The sequence below is a fragment of the Chryseobacterium sp. BGARF1 genome (assembly GCF_001677955.1).
GTDB lineage: Bacteria > Bacteroidota > Bacteroidia > Flavobacteriales > Weeksellaceae > Chryseobacterium.
Map to the genome: position 1 here is coordinate 1 of NZ_LELA01000040.1, position 21,518 is coordinate 21,518.

Consider the following 21,518-nt stretch of genomic DNA (forward strand, 5'->3'; position numbering starts at 1 on the left):
GGAAACAAAATTGCGAAAGTAGCTCAGTTGGTAGAGCGTCAGCCTTCCAAGCTGAATGTCGCGAGTTCGACCCTCGTCTTTCGCTCAACAAAAATCATACTCTATAGTGTGATTTTTTTGTTTAGGCCGACTTAGCTCAGCGGTAGAGTGCTTCCTTGGTAAGGAAGAGGTCACGGGTTCAAGTCCCGTAGTTGGCTCACTTTTCATCCCGATCTCTTCGGGATTTTTTTTTTGCCCAAACTTACGATTTAAATAAAACATTTCAATTTCTAATATCCTTTTAAAATAATAAGAACTTTTTAAAATTAAAGTTTAATATTATTTTAATCAATCATAATATAAAGATCAAAAGTCTTTAGAAAGAAGTCTTTAGAAAATCTTAAAATTAAACTTAGTGTTTCCCTCAAGCCAATTCGGTGAAATCATCTTGAAATTTTCATTAAATTCGTAATAAATATATTCTTGATGAACATTCTCTTATTAGAAGACGACCTTATTCTCTCTGCAGAGTTGAGTAAATTTTTAGAATCAAATCAATTTACATGCGATAAAATTTATGACGGCGAAACTTTTCTCCGTCAAATAAAGAATAATAGCTATGACCTTTATCTTTTAGACATTAATGTTCCAAAAGTAAATGGACTTGATGTTTGCCAGACCATTCGCTCTTTTGATAAAAATACGCCGATTATTATTATTTCGGCTTATGGCGATATTTCCGATAAGAAAGATGCTTTTACGAGACTGGCAGATGATTATTTGGTGAAACCTTTTCAGTTTGAGGAATTATTGCTTAGAATGAACTCACTTTTAAGAAGAAAAGTACCTTCCGACAATATAGATTTAGATATTATCAGGATTGATGATTTAATTATTAATAAAACCGAGCAAAAAGTATTTCGTGCAGGTAATGAAATTGCTTTAACTTTAAAAGAATTCCAGCTTCTTGTTTATCTTGCAGAAGCGCAGGGAAGAACGGTTTCTAAACAACAAATCACCGAAAATGTCTGGGAACATAATTTTAATACCAATACCAATACGGTAGAAGTTTACATCAATTTTTTAAGAAAGAAGATCGACAAAGAATATAAAGTAAAGCTGATCCACACCAGATCAGGTTTTGGGTATTACCTAAATCCTTTATAAGTAACCAACAGCCAACAACTAAAAACCATCTACATGTCTTTAAAAAGAAAGATTGCGCTTACCCTGAGTGTTTCGTTTTCCCTGCTTTTTGGGGTGGTTTTGATTATTATTTACATTTCGTTTAATGATTTCCGTAGGGAAGAGTTTAAAGACCGATTTGTAAGGCGATTAGGGTTTACCACTAATTTTATTTCAAAATCTAAAAATTTTGAGAACGAAGCGCCTATCTTTTTTAATGAAAATTCAGATAACTTCCTTCTCAATGAAACTATTTTAATTTTTAATGGCCAAAAAGAGCTAATCTATAGTACAATAAAAGATCAAAAAGTAACCTGGGATAAAGAACTTCTTACCGAACTCGATAAGAAAAAAGATATTTACAACGAAGATGCCGTTCCGGAAGTGTATGCCGCTTTAAAAAACATCAACGGAGAAAACTATTATATTCTCACCAGTGCTTATGATACCAACGGAAAATCGAAGTTGGAGTATTTGAAGTATCTTTTAATCACTGCCTTTATCACCTGTACTTTGCTGATTGGTTTTTTCAGTTATTATTTTATGGGAAAATTTCTTCAGCCTTTGGAAGATTTGAACAAAGAAATCTCGGAGGTCACCGCCCATAAACTGACAACGCAAATTCCGGTGGAGCAGTCTAATGACGAGATCAGTATTTTGGCGAAGTCTTTTAATACGATGATCTCGAGGTTGAATGATGTTTTTCAGTCGCAAAAAGATTTTACAGCAAGTGCATCCCACGAAATCAGGACGCCAATCACAAGAATGGCCTTTCAGTTGGAAAATTTAATTAAGCTCGAGCAGCATTCTCCAGAAACGCTTTCTGCTCTGAAACAGATGCTGAAAGATGTTTATCAGTTATCTGATCTTACGAATTCACTTTTACTTCTCACAAAATTTGATAAAGAAAATATTCAGAGTATTTATGAAGAAGTAAGAATTGATGAAGTGATTTTCGAATCTTTCGACCGGGTACAGAAAAGTTATCCCAATCTTAAAATGGATTTTCTTATTTCTGAGGAGACGCAGGAAAATGCTTTTCTTACAATTAACGGAGTTCAGTCACTTTTAAATATTGTTTTTATTAATTTATTGAAAAATGCAGCAGTTTACTCTGACAATGCTGATGTTAAAATTCTGATAACCGAAAACGAAACTCATCTTTCTGTAGATGTTTTTTCAGAAGGGAATACCATTTCAGAAGAAGAGCAACCAAAACTTTTTGAAGCTTTCATGCGCGGAAATAATTCTCAGAATATTTCCGGCTCCGGTCTAGGGCTTCGAATTGCAAAAAGAATCTTAGAATATCATAATGCAAATATTCAATACAATTCTCCTTCTGAAAACATGAACAAGTTTAGCGTGATTTTCAATAAATAATTTTAAAAATTTAGTTTATCGCAGTTTAAATAAATTCTGTAGATACTAATGAAAAAATCTGCTTAATTCGCTCACTCTTTGAGAGTATTTTATCATTCAATTTTAAAATAAGATCTGTGGGATAAATTAAGTTTTAGTAGCTCAGAAAGACATTTCAAACTCTTCCTAAAACCAAATTTAATTTTTTTTTAAGCCTCCTTTAAGTTCGTTTTAATCGAGCAGCCGCACTTTTGTCATCAAAATTGAGAGAATGAACAAAATTGCAGGACTGTTCGTGGTGATTTCTTCGATGATATCGGCGCAGCAGCAAATGTCGCTTTTGGAGTGCGAAAATGCCTTTCAGCAAAACAATCTTCAGCTTCTTGCCGAGCAATACAGCATCAATATGGCAGATGCAGATATTTTGCAGGCGAAGATCTGGGAACTTCCGCAGATGAGTGGCTATATCAACGCTTATAATCCCCAAGACAAAAGAGTTTTGGATGCAGGAAGAGCAAAAGGTTTCGAAGTTACCCAACTGATCTATATGGGTGGGAAAAAGAAAAACGAGATTGCTTTTGCAAGATCTAATAAAGAACTAGCGCAATTACAGTTTTCACAGCTTTTGGTAGAGTTACGAACTCAGCTTCATACCAATTACTACAATCTTTACTATGAAAAACTCAAGCTTGAAAATACCAACAAGCAATTGGGGTATATGAATGACCTTTTGAAAGCGTACAAAGTACAGTCTGCAAAAGGAAATGTTTCTCTGAAAGATGAGGTGAGGCTTCAAAGTATCGTTATTCAGCTGAATAATGATAAAGTAAACATTAACAAAAATCTTTTAGAGTTTGAGCAGAACCTTAAAGTGCTTACCGGAATTACTGAAAATATAGAGCCTGAGATTTCAGATGAAGAAGCGAAGTTGGTTTTAACGTCGCAACCTTTCGGTGATGATGAAGAACTGAAAAGAAAAGCGCTAGAAAACAACGCCGATTATTTATTCATTTTAAAACTGATTGATAATTCTAAATTATATGCACAATGGCAAAAATCGTTAAATGTTCCCGATTTGAATGTTGGTGCAGAATATGATCAAGCTTCTGGAACTTTTAATAATGAAATTAATTTGAAGGTCGGAATTCCTATTCCATTATGGAAAAGCAATAAAGGAAATGTAGAAAAAGCCAATTACGCTATTAAGCAGAATCAGAAAAATGCAGAATTCCAAAAACTCAATTTAGAAACAAAAGTGCAGTCTGCTTTTCAAATCTGGAAAACCCAATACGATCAGTTAACCGAAATAAAATCTACCGACTTAAGTAACCTTGATCTTGTCTATGACGGAATGCTTAAAAATTTCAGAAACGGAAACATTAGTTTAATTGAGTTTACAGATTTCATGGAAAGCTATCGTCAAACCGCGCTGCAGATTTATGATATGAAAAACGATTTGATGGAGTCTGCCATTAAGCTTAATCAATTAGTACAAACCAAAATCTTCTATTAACAATACAATGAAAAAAATAATTATACCCTTATTTTCGGCTTTGATTTTATGGTCATGCTCAAAGCCTGAAATTGCAAAAACTCCCGAGCCAAAAGGTTTTGAACTGAGCAATACCATGCTCGAATCAATTTCGACAGCGAAAGTTGAGAATAGAAATATAGAAGATTCTTACAGTTTTTATGGTAAAATCTCTGCCGACAGAAATTCCTATATCGATGTTTTTCCTTTGGTTGGCGGAAATGTAATGAGTGTGAACGTAGAACTGGGCGATTATGTAAGAAAAGGTCAGGTTTTGGCAACGATAAGAAGTACCGAATTGGCAGAGGTGCAAAAAGATGTAAGCGATGCAAGAACAGATTTGCAGGTTGCTAAAAACAATCTTCGTGTTGCCAGAGAAATGTATGAAGGAAAGCTAAATACCGAAAGAGATGTTCTCGAAGCAAAAAGCCAGCTTCAGAAAGCAGAAGACCAAATGCAGAGAGCATCTGCGGTAAGTACGGTTTACAATGTGAAAAACGGAAATATTTACAGTGTTTTAGCACCAATCAGCGGTTATATTGTTCATAAAGACATCAATAAAGATATGCAGCTGAGAAGTGACAGGAGCGAAAATATTTTTGATGTTGCAAATACCATCAATGTTTGGGCAATTATGAACATCAACGAAGCCGATATCGACAAAATAAGTCTTGGAATGCCTGCTCAGGTTTCCACATTATCTTATCCGGATAAAGTTTTTGACGGAAAAATTGATAAAATATTTAAAATTATCGACCCTGAAACCAATGCAATGCAGGCTAGAGTTGTTCTGGATAACGCTAATGGATTGTTGATTCCCGATAGCAAAGCCACAATTAAAGTTTCAAAATCTGAAAATAAAATGGCGCTTTCTATTCCTTCAAAAGCGGTGATCTTTGATGATGACAGAAGTTATGTAGTGGTTTTTAAATCGAGAACTGATGTGAAGATCAAAGAAATTCAGGTTTTAAAACAGCTGGGTGACGTCACATACATTTCAGAAGGTCTGAAGGAAGGTGAAAATGTGATCACCAATAATCAGTTGTTGATCTATCGTTCTCTAAAAAATTAATTTGATTTAAACCATTGAGATATTTTGAAATAGTAAGCGATTATATAATTAACCTACTATTTAACCAAACTAAGGGATCTTTTGATATGCCTTGAGACAGCTTTACCATTCATTTTCTTAATGGTTTTTAAATCATTTAGATAAAATTAAACATTTAGTTATTGGTCTAATATCTAAAGTCTAACATCTAATTTCTATCATGAATAAATTCATAAAAAATATAATATCGTTTTCACTTAAAAATAAGGCTTTTACTTTTATTTGGGTAGCGATCTTGGCGGTTGCAGGATTTATAAGTTTCAAAAACATGCCGATCGAAGCTTTTCCCGATGTTACCAATACTCAAATTGTGATCATTACGCAATGGGATGGTAGAAGTGCCGAAGAAGTCGAGCGTTTTGTCACGACGCCGATTGAACTAGCGATGAGTCCGGTTCAGAAAAAAACAAGCGTTCGAAGTACCACCATGTTTGGTCTTTCCATTGTTAAGATCCTGTTTGATGATGGTGTTGATGATATGTTTGCCCGAAATATGGTCAACAATCAGCTTCGAAATGTAAGCCTTCCGGAAGGTATTGATCCCGAAGTACAGCCTCCTTATGGACCAACCGGAGAAATTTTCAGATATACTTTAGAAAGCAAGAAAAAAGATTCCCGTGAGCTTCTTACTTTACAGAATTGGGTGATCGACAGAGCACTTCGTGGTGTTCCTGGAGTTGCAGATATCAATGTTTTCGGAGGTCAGGATAAAGTTTTTGAGTTGAGTATCGATCCGAGAGCTTTAGATAAATATAATTTAACACCATTACAGGTGTATGAAGCGGTGACGAAAAGTAATTTAAATGTCGGTGGAGATGTTATTGAAAAAAACGGACAAGCCTACGTGGTACGAGGGATTGGTTTGGTACAGTCCATTGAAGATATTGGCAATATTACCATTCACAATGACAGCGGAAACCCAATTTTGGTAAAATATGTTGCTGAGGTTCATGAAAGTTCGCGACCAAGAGTAGGGCAGGCTGGACTAAACAATCAGGATGATACCGTAGAAGGAATTGTTGTGATGCGAAAAGGCGAAAATCCGCGTGAAGTTTTAGTAGGTGTGAAAGCTAAAATTAAAGAGCTTAACGAAAAAATCCTTCCCAAAGATGTAAAAATGGTCACCTTCTACGACCGTGATAATCTGATGGATTTTACCACAGAAACCGTGATGCACAATTTGATGGAAGGAATCATCCTTGTTACGGTGATTGTTTTGATCTTTATGGCAGATTGGCGAACGACTTTAATTGTTTCCATTATTATTCCATTGTCTTTGCTTTTTGCATTTTTATGTTTGAAAATGGCAGGAATGAGCGCCAATTTATTATCATTGGGAGCGGTAGATTTCGGAATTATCATTGACGGAGCCGTCGTCATGGTGGAAGGAATTTTTGTAATGCTCGATCATAAAGCCAAGAAATATGGCAATGACAGATTTAATAAACTCGCAAAAGCAGGTTGGATCAAGCAAACGGGAACCGGTTTAGGAAAAGCGATTTTCTTTTCAAAATTAATTATCATCACTTCATTAATTCCGATTTTCTCATTCCAGAAAGTGGAAGGTAAAATGTTCTCACCCTTAGCATTTACGCTGGGTTTTGCATTGTTGGGTGCTTTGATTTTTACGTTGACTTTAGTTCCTGTTTTAACGCATTTGCTTTTAAATAAAAATGTAAGAGAGAAAAACAATCCGTTTGTGAATTTTTGGGACAGAATCGTACTGAAAGGTTTCAAATTTACATTTAAAAATAAAAGATTAAGTTTAATTATTTCTATTTCATTTGTCGCCGTGACTTTATTTTCAGGGAAATTTTTGGGAACGGAATTTTTACCTCAGTTAAATGAAGGTTCACTTTGGATCACCGCAGAAATGCCGATGAGTTCATCTTTAAAAGAATCTTTGAAGACCGCCGATATTTTGAAGAAAGACATTATGAGTGTTCCCGAAGTGACCGATGTTTTGGCGCAAACCGGACGAAGCAACGATGGAACAGACCCGAATGGGTTTGGATTTGTGCAGTTTGCGGTCAATCTTAAACCCAAAGACGAATGGAAACGGAAAATCAATTACGAACAACTCACTGAAGAGATAGACAAAAAACTAAGAAATTATCAAGGGATAACATTCAATTATTCACAACCGATTTCTGATAACGTTGCTGAAGCGGTTGCCGGTTTTAAAGCTGAAAACGGAATTAAAATTTATGGTGACAATCTTCAGACTTTGGATGAACTGGCTGATAAAGTTTTAAAATCAATAAAAGATGTGGATGGAGTACGTGATGCCGGAATTATTAAAAATATCGGTCAGCCGGAAGTAAATGTGGTTTGGGACAGAAATAAAATGGCAGCGTATGGCGTAATGCCGGAAGATGCACAAACTGTTCTGGAAATGGCTTTTGGTGGAAAAACAGCTTCGGAAATGTATGATGGCGAAAGAAAATTCCCGATTCGTTTGAGATATTCTCACGAATATAGAAAAGATGAAAATGATATTGCTTCACTAATGATTCCTACGCAGGAAGGAACGATGATTCCACTGAAGGAAGTTGGAAATATTGAAAAAAATAATGGAGCAGCATTTATTTATCGTGATGATATCAAACGGTATATTGGAATTAAATTCTCGATTCGTGACCGGGATTTGGGAGGAACCATTGCTGATGCACAGAAAGAAGTGGCAAAAATTAATCTTCCGGAAGGCTATAAAGTAGGCTGGACCGGTCAGTTTGAAAACCAACAAAGAGCAACAGCACGCTTAACAGAAGTAGTACCCATCAGTATTTTAGGGATATTTTTCCTGCTATTTATCCTTTTTGGAAACATGAAAGATTCACTTTTGGTTTTGGCGAATGTACCGTTTGCTTTAATTGGCGGAATCATCGCATTGCATGTGACCAAAATGAATTTCGGAATTTCTGCCGGAGTTGGGATGATTGCTTTACTGGGAATCTGTATTCAGAACGGAGTGATTTTAATTACAGAGTTCCATCAAAATATCAAAGATGGCCTCAAACTGGATGAAGCTGTTTTTAATGGAGTAAAATCCAGAACAAGACCCGTCATTATGACCGCTTTAATGGCATCGATCGGATTATTACCTGCAGCATTATCTACCGGAATTGGTTCTGAATCTCAAAAACCTTTAGCAATTGTCATTATCGGAGGTTTGATTACGGCAACGATTCTTACTTTATTAATTTTCCCAATTATCTTCTGGATTTTCAATCGAACGAAGAAAACAGTTGAAATTATTTAGAATTATCTTTTCATTTACATTATATAGTTAGAAGCGCTGAAAAATTAATTTTTCAGCGCTTCTTTAATAAATATTAAAACTATGTAAAATTTGTGTCATTAAAATCCTAAACCAATTGTAAAACCTCTTACAGAATTGGGATAATTGGCTAAGGATGTAGTAGAACCATTAGTTGTATTTACGGTATAAATTTTTGTAGTTCCGGCTGTAGTAGCTACCAAATAAGCTTTTTGGCTTGTACTGCCTATATCAAAGCCATTTGCACCGTCGATATTGATGCCTAAAGATCCCTGCTCAATCAAAGTTCCATTGTTGGGTGGGTTTTGTAGATATAATTTGTCAGTAGAATGATCAATTACAAATAACGAAGTAGTCGTTGCGCCCGCAAAGTTGTTGGTGTAAGCTGCTGCACCCAAAGTAGGCGTTCCCGGATTAATTACGCCGTCTGTTGCGGTAATTCCTCCGGTAACAGGATCTAATCTTAAATTCTGTCCGGTATTACTTACCACTCTTATTTTATCTACAGTTGGGTTAAAATCAAAACCAAACTCAGTCCCTGCCAATAGAGTAGGAAGTTGTGTTCCAACAACGGTTGCAGCACCATTTCCTAAATTAATGGTGTAAATTCTGCTCGAACTTCCTAATGCATACAATTGTCCGTTTAAAGGTCTGAAATCAATACCCAAAATATTTTCTCCAGATTGAAGCCCGGTGATTGCTTTCGTGACAGGTTGTGGATTATTAGGGTTAAATATTTGTAACGCATTAGAATTATCAACTGCATACGCTACAGGATTTGTAGGAATTGCCAAATCGATTATTTTTTGTGAAAGATTTCCGATGTTTGTCGCTTTTCCGTTGGCTAAATTTACAGTATATAAAACATTTTGTGTACCGGTTGTAGCCGCCATTACTGCCAAAGTATTATCAGGATTGATATCAAATGCAGCTTGTCCTGTAAAAGCGATACCCAGACTTCCTACTTCTACTAAAGTTCCGTTATTTGGAGGATCTTGTTTAAAAAGTTTTCCTGCAGTAGCATCAAGGTCATATAAAATCGTAGAAGCTGCTCCCGAAACACTATTGGTATAAGCAACGCCCATGATAGATGAAGTGGTTGCAATATTCGTGTCAGTGGCTGCAATAGCACCCGTTTCCGGATTTAAACGAAGATTTTGTCCGGTGTTGGTTACTAATCTTATTCTGTCTACAGTAGGATTAAAATCAATTGAAGCAACGATTCCTGAGATTACAGGTGAAAAAGACGTTGTACTTACCATTCTGGTAGAAGCGGTAGAAGTATTAATAATATAAAACTTGCTTGCATTAGATACAGCATAGAGCTCGCCGGTTGCCGGTCTGAAATCAATACTTAGCAGTTTTTCTCCTGATGGAATTCCCATAATGGGTTTTGTAGAAGTAAATGTTGAAGAGTTATTGGTATTAAAAGTTACCAATTGATTATTTTCTGTTAAAGCATATACCATCAGATCGGGAGCCGTGGTTGGCTCTTCGGACATTATGTTAACGTCTTCATTATCACATGATAATAACGAGACAATGGCAAATGTAGCCATGCAAAAGTTAAATAGTTTTTTCATAATAATTTATTTTAAAGGATCTCTGATGTGATATACGAAAGAAAATTATCTGCGGATTTTTACAAACACTTTTTTTTAATCCATTTTTTTGTTTAAATTTGCAACTCTGTTTACAGAAATAGATGAGGTTTGCGAGTTTGTGGGTTTGATTGTGAAATTTTTTTGGATAAAAAGATTTTGGTATATAAAAATTCATTATATTTGCACACCGAAAATTTGAATAACAATAAAATAAATAATTTAAATCATGGCAAAGGAAACGTTTAATCGTAACAAACCACACTTGAACATTGGTACTATTGGTCACGTTGACCATGGTAAAACTACACTTACTGCAGCTATTTCTGCTGTACTAGCGAGCAAAGGTCTTGCTGAGAAGAAAGATTTCTCTGCTATTGACTCTGCTCCTGAAGAGAAAGAAAGAGGTATTACTATTAATACTGCTCACATTGAATACGAAACTGAAAAAAGACACTATGCTCACGTTGACTGTCCAGGTCACGCGGATTACGTTAAGAACATGGTAACGGGTGCTGCTCAGATGGATGGTGCTATCGTTGTATGTGCTGCTACAGACGGACCAATGCCTCAAACTAGAGAGCATATCCTATTATGTCGTCAGGTAAACGTACCTAGAATTGTTGTTTTCATGAACAAAGTTGACATGGTAGACGATGCTGAATTATTAGAGCTAGTTGAAATGGAACTTAGAGACTTATTGTCTACTTACGAATTCGACGGAGATAACTCTCCAGTAATTCAAGGTTCTGCATTAGGTGCTCTTACTGCTGCTACTGCAGAAGGAGGTCCTAAAAGTGATGACCAATGGTTCAAATCTGTTGAGCAATTGATGGATGCTGTTGACGAGTGGATCGAGCAGCCGCCAAGAGATACTGATAAGCCATTCTTGATGCCAATCGAAGACGTATTCTCTATTACAGGTAGAGGTACTGTTGCAACTGGTAGAATTGAAGCTGGTATTATCAACACAGGAGATCCTGTAGATATCATCGGTATGGGTGAAGAAAAATTAACTTCTACTATTACAGGAGTTGAAATGTTCAGAAAAATCCTAGATAGAGGAGAAGCTGGAGATAACGTAGGTCTATTGTTGAGAGGTATTGAAAAAACTGACATCAAGAGAGGTATGGTAATCGCTAAGAAAGATTCTGTGAAGCCTCACAAGAAATTCAAAGCTTCAGTTTATATCCTTTCTAAAGAAGAAGGTGGACGTCACACTCCATTCCACAACAAATACCGTCCTCAGTTCTATGTAAGAACTACTGACGTTACAGGTGAAATCTTCTTACCAGAAGGTGTAGAAATGGTAATGCCTGGTGATAACTTAGAAATCACTGTAGAATTGTTACAACCAATCGCTCTTAACGTAGGTCTTAGATTTGCGATCAGAGAAGGAGGTAGAACAGTTGGTTCAGGTCAGGTTACTGAAATCTTAGACTAATCATCTTAAAATAAATAAAGCTTCCGATAAGGAAACTCTTCGGAAGCTTTTTATCTACGGGCATCGTCCAATGGTAGGATACCGGTCTCCAACACCGTTGATCAGGGTTCGAATCCTTGTGCCCGTGCAAATATAAATTATGAGTTCATTTGTCGATTTTTTAAAAGGTTCTTATAACGAATTCAGACATAAAGTTGAATGGCCAAAATGGTCAGACTTACAGTCTTCTACAATTGTAGTTACTGTTGCTACTGTCATTTTAGCATTATTTACTTTCGGTGTTGATGAATTGTTTTCAAAATCAATCAGCAACATCTTAGGAATACTAATTAACAGCTTCAACTAATAAAAACTATTTTCTAAATAATGAGCGAATTAAAATGGTATGTACTGAAAGCGATTAGCGGACAGGAAAATAAGGTAAAAAACTATATTGAGACAGAAATCAAACGTTTAGGGTTTGAGCAGTATGTTACTCAGGTGGTAATTCCTATGGAAAAGGTAATTCAGCTTAGAAACGGAAAAAAAGTTCCTAAAGAAAGACCTTACTATCCAGGTTACCTTATGGTAGAAGCAGATTTGATGGGGGAAATTCCTCACGTTATTAAAAACATTCCAGGGGTAATTTCTTTCTTAAGTTTAACTAAAGGTGGAGATCCTGTACCAATGAGAAAATCTGAGGTTAACAGAATGCTTGGTAGAATGGATGAACTTTCAGAATTTGCTACCGATGCAGAAGTTCCATTCATTGTTGGAGAGAATGTAAAAGTAGTCGATGGTCCTTTCAACGGATTCAACGGTACAGTAGAAAAAATTCTTGAAGATAAGAAGAAAGTAGAAGTATCTGTTTTGATCTTCGGAAGAAAAACTCCAATGGAGTTGAGCTACATGCAGGTAGAAAAAGTTTAAATGTATATATTTAAAATATAAAAGAAGGGTGCTTTTCAAAGCATCCTTCTTTTTTTATCCACAAAATTGAGAATATGATATTGTTTGCAAAAAAGAATAATCTTTTTTTATTGTATTGCTTTTTTTTAGTTGCAATCTTTTTTTATGTAATCTTAAAGTTATATGGAAAAGCAATACTGCCCATTCATGAATGGACAATGTCTGACTGGTTGGTCAATTATGAAGATGGAGGTTTTAAACGTAGAGGTATTACGGGGACTATTTTTTTTGCAGTACAAGACTTATTAGGCATATCGTTACCTTTTCAGGTATTTATTGTTCAAATTATTTTTTATAGCCTTATTTTTTTCTCCTATTTTAAGCTGTTAATGGCAAAGAAAATTGACTGGAATATTTTGCTGTTGCTATGTTCTCCGTTATGTTTTATGTATTTTCCAATTAACTTATCTTATTCAGGGAAAAGAGAAATTATTCTTTTTACACTTGCAGCGTATTTTGCATTTGGTAAAATGACTGTTCTTAAAGAAAAAATATTTCTAGTTCTGTTCTGTATAGGATTGTTTATTCATGAAATGTTTTATTTCTTTTTACCTTTTTTTATTGCCATACATATTCTTAAAACAGGAGAAAAGAAATATACTTTTTGGATGCTTTTTTTCTTTCTATCTACTGCAATTATGGGGATTTTATTTTTTTTCGGAAAAAATATTAATTGCGGTAAAAGTTTAGATATTATAAAAAATAGAGGAGTTGTTTTCGGACGAAACAATATTTTTCTTTTTGACTTTTGGGAGGCTATAGAAATAGTTAAAAAAGAAATTATTTCGTATTCTCTTTTTATTTTAGAGCTTGCAGTCGAAATTTCAATGTTTTTGTATTACCTCTTCGTATTTTATAGAAATAGATTTTATACATTCGTTAAGTTCGTTATTATAAGTCTCCTTTGGGTAATGCCATTGTATTTTTTGGGAATTGATTGGTATCGCTGGAATCATATCTATTCTATGCTTTTATTAGTCATTTTAATAACGCTCTTGCCCGACAATAAGTATTCTAATAGATTTTCGTTTAATCAAAATGTTTTTAAAAAGAGGCTCCTTGTTTTTAATATTCTTTTTTTCATTTTCTTTTTCATTCATGTACAATATGACGGGAAAGGGTTTTCCTTAAAAACAGTTATGGAATATTATTTTTCTAAGTTCTATTCTTGATCAATTGATTCACTAGCTCTTTATTAATAGCCACTGTAGATAATTGATAATTCAAAAAAGGGTAAAAAATATTTCAATTATCTGCTTAAAACTCAAACAATTAATTTGCTAATTCAAAAATATTTCATAATTTTGCAGTCCTAAAAGTAGGTTTACTTTATGTGAGTGCGGTAACCTGCTGAATAATAAATGCTTCCAAACTCATTAATTATTCAAATTTAAAAAACAAAAAATGGCTAAAAAAGTCTTTAAAATGGTTAAGCTCCAAGTAAAAGGAGGAGCAGCAAACCCATCTCCACCAGTAGGTCCAGCTTTGGGTTCTGCAGGGGTGAACATCATGGAGTTTTGTAAGCAATTTAACGGAAGAACTCAAGATAAGCCAGGACAAGTTTTACCTGTAGTAATTACAGTATACGAAGACAAATCTTTTGAATTCGTAATTAAAACTCCTCCTGCAGCAATCCAGTTAATGGATGCGGCTAAAATCAAGAGTGGTTCTGGAGAACCAAACAGAAACAAAGTAGGTGCTGTATCTTGGGCTCAGGTTCAAAAGATCGCTGAAGACAAGATGACTGACCTTAACTGCTTTACAATGGATTCTGCAGTTTCTATGGTTGCAGGTACTGCTAGATCTATGGGATTAAGAGTAACAGGAACTAAACCAACTTTTAACGCTTAATACTTAGAGAAATGGCAAAATTGACTAAAAAGCAAAAGGAAGCTTTAAGCAAAGTAGAAAAAGGAAGAATCTATAACCTTGAAGAAGGTTCTGCTCTTGTAAAAGAGGTGAACACTGCAAAGTTTGATGCTTCTGTAGATATCGCTGTAAGATTGGGTGTAGATCCAAGAAAAGCAAACCAAATGGTAAGAGGTGTAGTATCTCTTCCTCACGGTACTGGTAAAGATGTTAAAGTTTTGGCTTTAGTAACTCCAGATAAAGAAGCTGAAGCTAAAGCAGCTGGTGCTGATTATGTAGGTCTTGACGAATATTTACAAAAAATAAAAGAAGGTTGGACGGATGTTGACGTTATCGTTACTATGCCAGCTGTTATGGGTAAATTAGGACCTTTAGGTAGAGTATTAGGACCAAGAGGTTTGATGCCTAACCCTAAATCAGGTACTGTTACTATGGAAATTGGTAAAGCAGTAACTGAAGTAAAAGCTGGTAAAATTGACTTTAAAGTAGACAAATACGGTATTATCCACGCTGGTATTGGTAAAGTATCTTTCGATGCTGCTAAAATCAAGGAAAATGCTCAAGAATTGATTTCTACTTTGATCAAAATGAAGCCAACTGCTGCAAAAGGAGTTTATGTAAAAAGCATTTATTTGTCTTCTACAATGAGCCCTGGTATTGCAATCGATACTAAATCTGTTAACTAATTATAATCCTTAAGACAATGACAAAAGACCAAAAAGTTGTAGCGATACAAGAGATCAAAGACTTGCTTCAGGATGCTAAAGTAGTTTATGTAGCAGATCTAGATGGTTTGAATGCAGCTAAAGCTTCTGACTTCAGAAGACAAGCTTTCAAACAAAATATCAAAGTAAAAGTAGTAAAAAATACACTTTTGCAAAAAGCAATGGAGCAAATTGAAGGAGTAGATTACTCTGAAATGTTCCAAACTTTCAAAGGTAACTCTGCATTAATGATTGCTGAAACGGCTAACGCTCCAGCAAAATTAATCAAAGACTTTAGAAAAAAAGAAGAGAAGCCGGCTTTAAAATCAGCTTTCGTACAAGAAACTTTCTATGTTGGTGACAACAACCTTGATGCTTTAGTAAGCATTAAGTCTAGAGAAGAAATGATCGGTGAAATCATCGGATTACTTCAGTCTCCAATCCAAAGAGTTGTTTCTGCTCTTCAAAACAGACCTGAAACTGCAGAAGCTACAACTGAAGAAGTTGCTGCACCTGCTGTGGAAGAAACTCCAGCTACTGAAACTCCAGAAGCTGCTGCAGAAGGAGAAGCTCCAGCTGCAGAATAATTAGACTCTCAAAAAAATCAATCAATAATCAACAAAAACATTACAACAATGTCAGATTTAAAAAATTTAGCTGAAACGCTAGTAAACTTAACAGTAAAAGACGTAAACGAATTAGCAACTATCCTTAAAGACGAGTACGGAATCGAGCCTGCTGCTGCTGCAGTTGTTATGGCTGGTCCTGGTGCTGAAGCTGCTGAAGAAAAGACTGAATTCGACGTAATTCTTAAGTCTGCAGGTGCTTCTAAATTAGCTATCGTTAAATTAGTAAAAGATTTAACTGGTGCAGGTCTTAAAGAAGCTAAAGACATCGTAGACGGAGCTCCTTCTGCTATTAAAGAAGGTATCTCTAAAGACGAAGCTGAAGCTCTTAAGAAGCAATTAGAAGAAGCTGGTGCTGAAGTAGAATTGAAGTAATCATTTTCTTTCAAAAATATAAGAGCAACTACATTTTTTGTAGTTGCTTTTTTTATGCATCTACTTTTTTATAATGAAATCTAATTTTTATCTTAAGTTTCAGAATTTCTTTTGCATCATACCGAATGGATTTTTTAGAAACATTTAATATGTTTTACTATTATTTTAAAGCTAATTTTAACTTGTAGTATAATTTTAAATATTTTATTAATGATGTTTTTTATTTGTCAATTTATCAACAGTAATATGTTAAAATTATGAATTAACAATTAAATAATATATTACTGTTGATTTTATTGCTTATTTTTACATCATAAACAAGTATAGTTGCGTAAGAGTTTACACAATATTAATATCCATGCTCATGATTTAAACTTTAGGTTAAGTTTATATCGTTCTTGTATTTATATTACCGTCATATTTTCTTTTTTTTCTAGCAATGTATATGCACAGGATGAGATTGGGACAAATGCTCCTCAGGCTACTATTACGCTTAAACAAGGAGCAAAAATCTTTTCTACGGATGCTAGTTTCAATCAACAAATAAATTCAGACAAAATTATTGTTAAGAATGCTGATGTTTCCACATCAGAAATGCATAGTAATGTGCAGATTCTTACAGGAAGACTCAATAAAACACAGGAAGCTGAAATTCTCAAAAAAACGTTTAAAAGTGAGGTCAGAATTGCAGAAGAAAATAGAAATAGAGAAACTTTAAAAAAGATAAAAAAAGAAATTGCCGATTATGAAAAAAGAATCAATCCTTTTGAGTCTGAAAATCTGCGTTTCCCGACCTCTCAAGAATTTACTTCTGCCATACATATTAGTCGAGATTATGTAGCACCAAGCTATAATCATCATCATTTTTCTAAAATACATACATCACAGAATCAGTACATCATAAAATGTGCTTTAGATTTTCTACATCAGCAAAAATATATTTATTATAACAGTAAATCTTTAGATTACTGTTTTACTCATGTCTTTTCTGTAAGGCCTCCTCCGGTTTTAGGATAAATTTCGTTAAGGCTCTTAAAAGCTTTTTATTCAAGATTTTTATCAACCACTATCCTAAATTTTTAAGCTTAAAATTTTGCTTTTTTATCACATTCCGTGTGATACGTGAAAAGCCATGCATTTTGGGTGCATAGGATGGTATTTAACTTTTACAAATATGAGTAAACATTTAAAATTTAATAATTCTGAAATAGGAAGGAAGGCGATCACCAGATTATTGATTGTAGCTTCACTGTTCTTTTTTCAACAGATTTTCGCGGATGGTACCAAAGAGGTTTCTCCCGGGAATAATAATGGAACTGCCTCTGCAAACGGAACAGCATATCTGATCAATCCGGATGGGGCATCTGGATCTTATCCTGGCTCAAATGCTACGACAAAGCTAAAAGTTACCATAACTAATTCTAGTACAGAGAGTATCTATTCTGGTTTTATGGCTCGTACATTTGATAACACCAATACGACTTTGGTTACCAATGCTTATATGAAAATTACCAGCCCATCTAATGCTGTAGATATTCGTTTAATTCCTGCTGCTACAGGTACAGGATTTATCGATAACTATGCTCGAGCTTGGAACGGGCCTAATATTGGAGGGTCAATGCCCTCGGGATATACACCATTTGTATATACTCCTACAGCTGTCGGTGAATATACTATAGAATTATATCGTAGTAATGATGGTGGTGTAACAGCTATTACCACGGGTGCAGAGTCGCAAATTACTTTTCCTTTATTTGATGTAACGGTGGCAACGGGTACTGGAGGTACTGCCAATAAAGTATTAGGGAGATTGTGGTCTAGAAACTGGAGTTTCATAACGACCAATCTGTCGAGTACCGTTGCTCCTAATGCATATCCTAACGTATTAGCTGCGTCTTTTGATGGCAGTTTTTATGTACATACAACAGACGGTTTTAAGTCTCAAGTAATTTTTCGACCTAATTTTCGCCCTTTTGGTTTTCAATTGGTAATGAATTATGTGGGAATAGCCAACACCGGAAATTTTGCAAATGATAGTAAATCGAGAAATGGTACATTCACGGGAACCAACACGATCAGTTATCCTGTTATTCCTGATGGGTATCAAGTTTTTTTAACGAGTCCTGATCAGGTTGCATTTCCTAATGGTAACACAGGAAATCCTGCAATAACCGGAGCTATTTATGGATGTGCTCCAACGTATTATATTCCTTATTATATCGATAAAAAAGGAGATGTTGCAATAACATTAGATCTAGACGGTGTTCCAGGATATCAATCAACAGGAGCGGACCGTATTTTGCAGGTATATGATGTTTCTGTAGGGAATAATATTATGGCGTGGGATGGTAAAGATAATCTGGGCAATGCTGTGCCTGCCAGTTTTTCGGTATCTGTTTCAGTATTGTTGTTGCAAGGCCGTGTGAATGTTCCTATGATCGATGCAGAGCTAAATACCAATGGTTTTTCTGCAACCGCTATTTTCCCTAATTTGGGGAACAGACCTATGTTTTGGGATGATTCTGGTCCAACAGGTAATGGTTTAGCGACTTTTGGAAGCGCAGGGAATAGTAATTCTAATTTAACAACAGGAGGAGTAAAAACTCTTAATTTGAAATCAGGAATTGTAGGTCCTACTCACGCATGGGATGGTTCAACACCGACATTGGCGACACCTGCACCTTTAACTACGGGGCAAGGAAGTAATACACCTGCACTGGAAGATGATTTCGGCAATGCCAGAATTATCAATACATGGTTTTATGGAGCACAATCAGAATCTGCTGTGAGAGTATTAAGTTTGCCGGGTTGTGATAATGATCTAGATGGTATTGATAATAATTTAGATCTAGATGACGATAATGATGGGATTTTGGATACTGTTGAAAATAGTGGTTTAACTGATCCTCTTGGAGACCATGATGCCGACGGTGTACCCAATTATATCGATCCACAATTCCCAGGGTTTATTGATACAAATTTTGACGGAGTAGATGATCGTTATGATTTAGATTTAGATGGGATTATTAACCAGTTTGATACCGATGCTGATGGAGACGGATGCGCAGATGCCATAGAAGGAAGTGAGTATATTACTTCGGCTCAGATCCACTCTTTAAATTTAGTTTCCACAGATGCTAATTATAAATATAGAGGTCAGATTAGAGTGATTTTTAATGGAACTACTGTTAATAATAATCCGGCACAGATTGTAAGTACATCGGCGGCTTCCAATGGGGTACCTCAGATATTTAATCCTGCAGTGTCTAACCTTAACTCTACTACTAATCCTACTAGTTTGGTGGGGGTTGCAGACAATACTGACGGAAGTTCTGATGTAGGACAAGGAGTAGGAGTTGCTCTAAACTCTTTTGTGAGTGGTTGCTTGGATTCTGATAATGATGGAATTCCTGATGAAGATGACCTTGACGATGATAATGATGGGATCTTAGACAGTGTGGAAAAAGTACAGACTTGTACCAATTTTTCCACACCTAATTCTGTGAGTACTACAGCTACAAATGTTGGTACTGGTCGCGCATTGGCACTTACAATTGATAATGACCTTGTTACTTTTGGAGGAACTGCAAGTGGATCTGCCAGTTTGAATGGATCTGTTACATATACCTATACCACAGCTATTGCAAATCCTGTAAGCACATTTAGAATTTATCCTAACGGAGGTACTGCAAGTTATAGCGATGGGCAAGTTCGTACGATTGGAAGTCTTAGATTTTATAATGCAGCAGGATTATTACTGTATTCTGTGAGTAATATTGATGTGCCTACCAGTGCGACTGTGAATGCTGCAACTCATTATACAGATGTTGCATTACCTTCTTTAGTAGGTGTGAAATACTTTATTATGGATGGTTTGGTTGATACTGCTGCTTCTGGTCAGGAGGTTATCTGGAGAGAAGTAAGATTATATTCTTGTAATTTCCAGGATACAGATGGAGATGGTATTCCGAATCATCTAGATCTAGACTCCGATGGAGATGGTTGCCCAGACGCTATTGAAGGTTCTGAAAACGTAACCTACAGAATGATCAATCCTATGACGGCGACTTCTAATTCGGGACAAATCGGAGTTTTGGCAAATGGTACAACAGCGGGAACTCCTGCGCAGGTGATTAGTACTTTTCCAGCGGCTAGAGGTGTACCACAATTGTTGAATAATGGAGCTAATAACTATAATGTTCTTAATAATACTAATAATACTGCAGGAGTTGTAGATAATACAGATGGGTCTGCAGATATTGGCCAAGGGGTAGGAACTTCTCTTAATTCTACATTACAAGATCTAGAATGCAGATGTTACAAACCAGCCAATACTTCTACAATAGGTCTCCCAACCAACCACGGAATTACCGCTTTAGGAAGAGCAGGAGCCGATAACGGAAATTGGCCAATGAAGATTACAGGAGCATACACGGCTTTAGACGCTAAAACAAAAGGTCTTGTACTGAATAGACTAACAACGATCCAGATCAATGGACTGACTCCTGTAAGAGGGATGATGGCTTATGATACCGATTTGAACTGTCTGAAAATCTATGACGGAACAGTATGGGCTTGTTATACCAAGCAAACTTGCGATCAGTATTAATCTTTAAATTTTTAAAAATGAAAAAATATAGCATAGCAATATTGTCAATTGTTTCAGGGTTGTTTTACAGTCAGATAACCATAGGGAAAACTACACCATCTTCATTACCTGCTAATACCAGTGTTTCTATAGAATTTGGAAATGCAACAGGTGGTAATAAAGGAATCGTTTTGCCTTGGGTAACGCAAACAAGCCTTGTTGCGGGAGCAGTTCCGGGAACGATTGTGTTTGATAGTCGTGCTTCTGAGCAAAAGATATATTTTGCCAAAGCTGCCACCTCAAATTCTACAGTGGTTTCGCAATGGGTAGATCTATCAGTAGGAGCATTAACACCCACTACCGCCTTTACTCCTGATACGAATGGGGAAAACAATTCTGCAAAAGTTCTCATTGGTGGTAATCCGGTAACGGATACTACTCCTGGGATTTTGGTTTTGGGAGCTAAAGATAAAGCAATGGTCTTACCTAGAGTAACATCTATTGCTGATATTGTAAGCCCGAGTGCAGGAATGATGGTTTTTTTAACCGGAACGACTACGGCTCCAATCAATCAGCTTGCTGTTTTTAACGGCAGAGAATGGTCTTTCTGGAGCAAATAATTTTAATAATTTCTCTTTATAGTATAGCCACTTCAATTGAAGTGGCTATTTTTTATTCTTTGTGGAGTTCAATACAAGTAAAAGCTGAATTAATTATTAAAAAAAATAAATCAATGATTATAATAGTCTTAAATAGATGAGTTCCTGTGTATTTTATTTCTTTTTAAAATTCAATTTAATTATTTGATAATGAATTGTTTGCTTCTTTTTTATGGAAAAATAGGATAAGAATTAATTATTATTTCAAATAGAAGCAATAATTTTTATTTAATAAACTATAATGTAATATGTTTAATAC

Annotated in this window: 17 protein-coding genes and 3 tRNA genes; 19 read left to right on the plus strand and 1 reads right to left on the minus strand. The window is 35.4% G+C overall.

Annotation, left to right across the window (positions count from 1 at the left end; genetic code table 11):
• Nucleotides 1–12: 12 nt before the first annotated feature.
• The 7 genes from AB671_RS06970 to AB671_RS07000 all read left to right on the plus strand — a co-directional run bounded on the left by AB671_RS06970 (nucleotide 13) and on the right by AB671_RS07000 (nucleotide 8,427).
• A tRNA-Gly gene (locus tag AB671_RS06970) sits at nucleotides 13–85 on the plus strand.
• A 40-nt stretch (nucleotides 86–125) separates the two neighbouring features.
• Nucleotides 126–197, plus strand: a tRNA-Thr gene (locus AB671_RS06975).
• Between the two features lie 268 nt (nucleotides 198–465).
• A complete protein-coding gene (locus AB671_RS06980; protein WP_066678587.1) occupies nucleotides 466–1,146 on the plus strand; it encodes a response regulator transcription factor in 681 nt (226 codons plus the stop codon).
• 33 nt (nucleotides 1,147–1,179) lie between these two features.
• Complete coding sequence (locus AB671_RS06985; RefSeq protein WP_066678588.1) at nucleotides 1,180–2,544, plus strand: ATP-binding protein; 1,365 nt, start codon at nucleotides 1,180–1,182, stop codon at nucleotides 2,542–2,544.
• 250 nt (nucleotides 2,545–2,794) lie between these two features.
• Nucleotides 2,795–4,036, plus strand: a complete 1,242-nt coding sequence (locus AB671_RS06990; protein WP_082987255.1) for a TolC family protein — start codon at nucleotides 2,795–2,797, stop codon at nucleotides 4,034–4,036.
• A 7-nt stretch (nucleotides 4,037–4,043) separates the two neighbouring features.
• Nucleotides 4,044–5,126: an efflux RND transporter periplasmic adaptor subunit gene (locus AB671_RS06995; protein WP_066678590.1), complete on the plus strand. Its 1,083-nt coding sequence runs from the start codon at nucleotides 4,044–4,046 to the stop codon at nucleotides 5,124–5,126.
• A gap of 199 nt (nucleotides 5,127–5,325) precedes the next feature.
• The gene (locus AB671_RS07000; RefSeq protein WP_066678592.1) at nucleotides 5,326–8,427 is read left to right on the plus strand and encodes an efflux RND transporter permease subunit; all 3,102 of its coding nucleotides are present in this window, start codon (nucleotides 5,326–5,328) and stop codon (nucleotides 8,425–8,427) included.
• A 98-nt stretch (nucleotides 8,428–8,525) separates the two neighbouring features.
• Here AB671_RS07000 and AB671_RS07005 read toward each other — a convergent pair whose 3' ends face one another.
• Nucleotides 8,526–10,028, minus strand: a complete 1,503-nt coding sequence (locus AB671_RS07005) for a DUF4394 domain-containing protein (protein ID WP_066678594.1) — start codon at nucleotides 10,026–10,028, stop codon at nucleotides 8,526–8,528.
• A 247-nt stretch (nucleotides 10,029–10,275) separates the two neighbouring features.
• Here AB671_RS07005 and tuf point away from each other — a divergent pair, with 247 nt between their 5' ends.
• The 12 genes from tuf to AB671_RS07070 all read left to right on the plus strand — a co-directional run bounded on the left by tuf (nucleotide 10,276) and on the right by AB671_RS07070 (nucleotide 21,220).
• Nucleotides 10,276–11,490, plus strand: coding sequence for an elongation factor Tu (tuf, locus tag AB671_RS07015; protein ID WP_066678598.1), 1,215 nt, complete (start codon nucleotides 10,276–10,278; stop codon nucleotides 11,488–11,490).
• A 56-nt stretch (nucleotides 11,491–11,546) separates the two neighbouring features.
• Nucleotides 11,547–11,617: transfer RNA gene (locus tag AB671_RS07020), tRNA-Trp, on the plus strand.
• A 12-nt stretch (nucleotides 11,618–11,629) separates the two neighbouring features.
• A complete protein-coding gene (gene secE / locus AB671_RS07025; protein WP_066678600.1) occupies nucleotides 11,630–11,836 on the plus strand; it encodes a preprotein translocase subunit SecE in 207 nt (68 codons plus the stop codon).
• A gap of 20 nt (nucleotides 11,837–11,856) precedes the next feature.
• Complete coding sequence (gene nusG, locus AB671_RS07030) at nucleotides 11,857–12,399, plus strand: transcription termination/antitermination protein NusG (RefSeq protein WP_066678602.1); 543 nt, start codon at nucleotides 11,857–11,859, stop codon at nucleotides 12,397–12,399.
• Between the two features lie 80 nt (nucleotides 12,400–12,479).
• Nucleotides 12,480–13,610, plus strand: a complete 1,131-nt coding sequence (locus AB671_RS07035) for a hypothetical protein (protein WP_157444156.1) — start codon at nucleotides 12,480–12,482, stop codon at nucleotides 13,608–13,610.
• A gap of 232 nt (nucleotides 13,611–13,842) precedes the next feature.
• Complete coding sequence (rplK, locus tag AB671_RS07040) at nucleotides 13,843–14,289, plus strand: 50S ribosomal protein L11 (protein WP_066678607.1); 447 nt, start codon at nucleotides 13,843–13,845, stop codon at nucleotides 14,287–14,289.
• An 11-nt stretch (nucleotides 14,290–14,300) separates the two neighbouring features.
• A complete protein-coding gene (gene rplA / locus AB671_RS07045) occupies nucleotides 14,301–14,993 on the plus strand; it encodes a 50S ribosomal protein L1 (protein ID WP_066678609.1) in 693 nt (230 codons plus the stop codon).
• Nucleotides 14,994–15,010: 17 nt separating this feature from the next.
• The gene (gene rplJ / locus AB671_RS07050) at nucleotides 15,011–15,598 is read left to right on the plus strand and encodes a 50S ribosomal protein L10 (protein WP_066678611.1); all 588 of its coding nucleotides are present in this window, start codon (nucleotides 15,011–15,013) and stop codon (nucleotides 15,596–15,598) included.
• A 48-nt stretch (nucleotides 15,599–15,646) separates the two neighbouring features.
• Nucleotides 15,647–16,012, plus strand: coding sequence for a 50S ribosomal protein L7/L12 (rplL, locus tag AB671_RS07055; RefSeq protein WP_066678612.1), 366 nt, complete (start codon nucleotides 15,647–15,649; stop codon nucleotides 16,010–16,012).
• 327 nt (nucleotides 16,013–16,339) lie between these two features.
• A complete protein-coding gene (locus AB671_RS07060; RefSeq protein WP_066678613.1) occupies nucleotides 16,340–17,029 on the plus strand; it encodes a hypothetical protein in 690 nt (229 codons plus the stop codon).
• 157 nt (nucleotides 17,030–17,186) lie between these two features.
• Nucleotides 17,187–20,621: a hypothetical protein gene (locus AB671_RS22460; RefSeq protein ID WP_066678616.1), complete on the plus strand. Its 3,435-nt coding sequence runs from the start codon at nucleotides 17,187–17,189 to the stop codon at nucleotides 20,619–20,621.
• A gap of 17 nt (nucleotides 20,622–20,638) precedes the next feature.
• Nucleotides 20,639–21,220 carry a hypothetical protein gene (locus tag AB671_RS07070; RefSeq protein ID WP_066678622.1) on the plus strand — a complete coding sequence of 194 codons (582 nt, stop codon included), beginning with the start codon at nucleotides 20,639–20,641 and terminating at the stop codon, nucleotides 21,218–21,220.
• The last annotated feature ends 298 nt before the right edge of the window (nucleotides 21,221–21,518 follow it).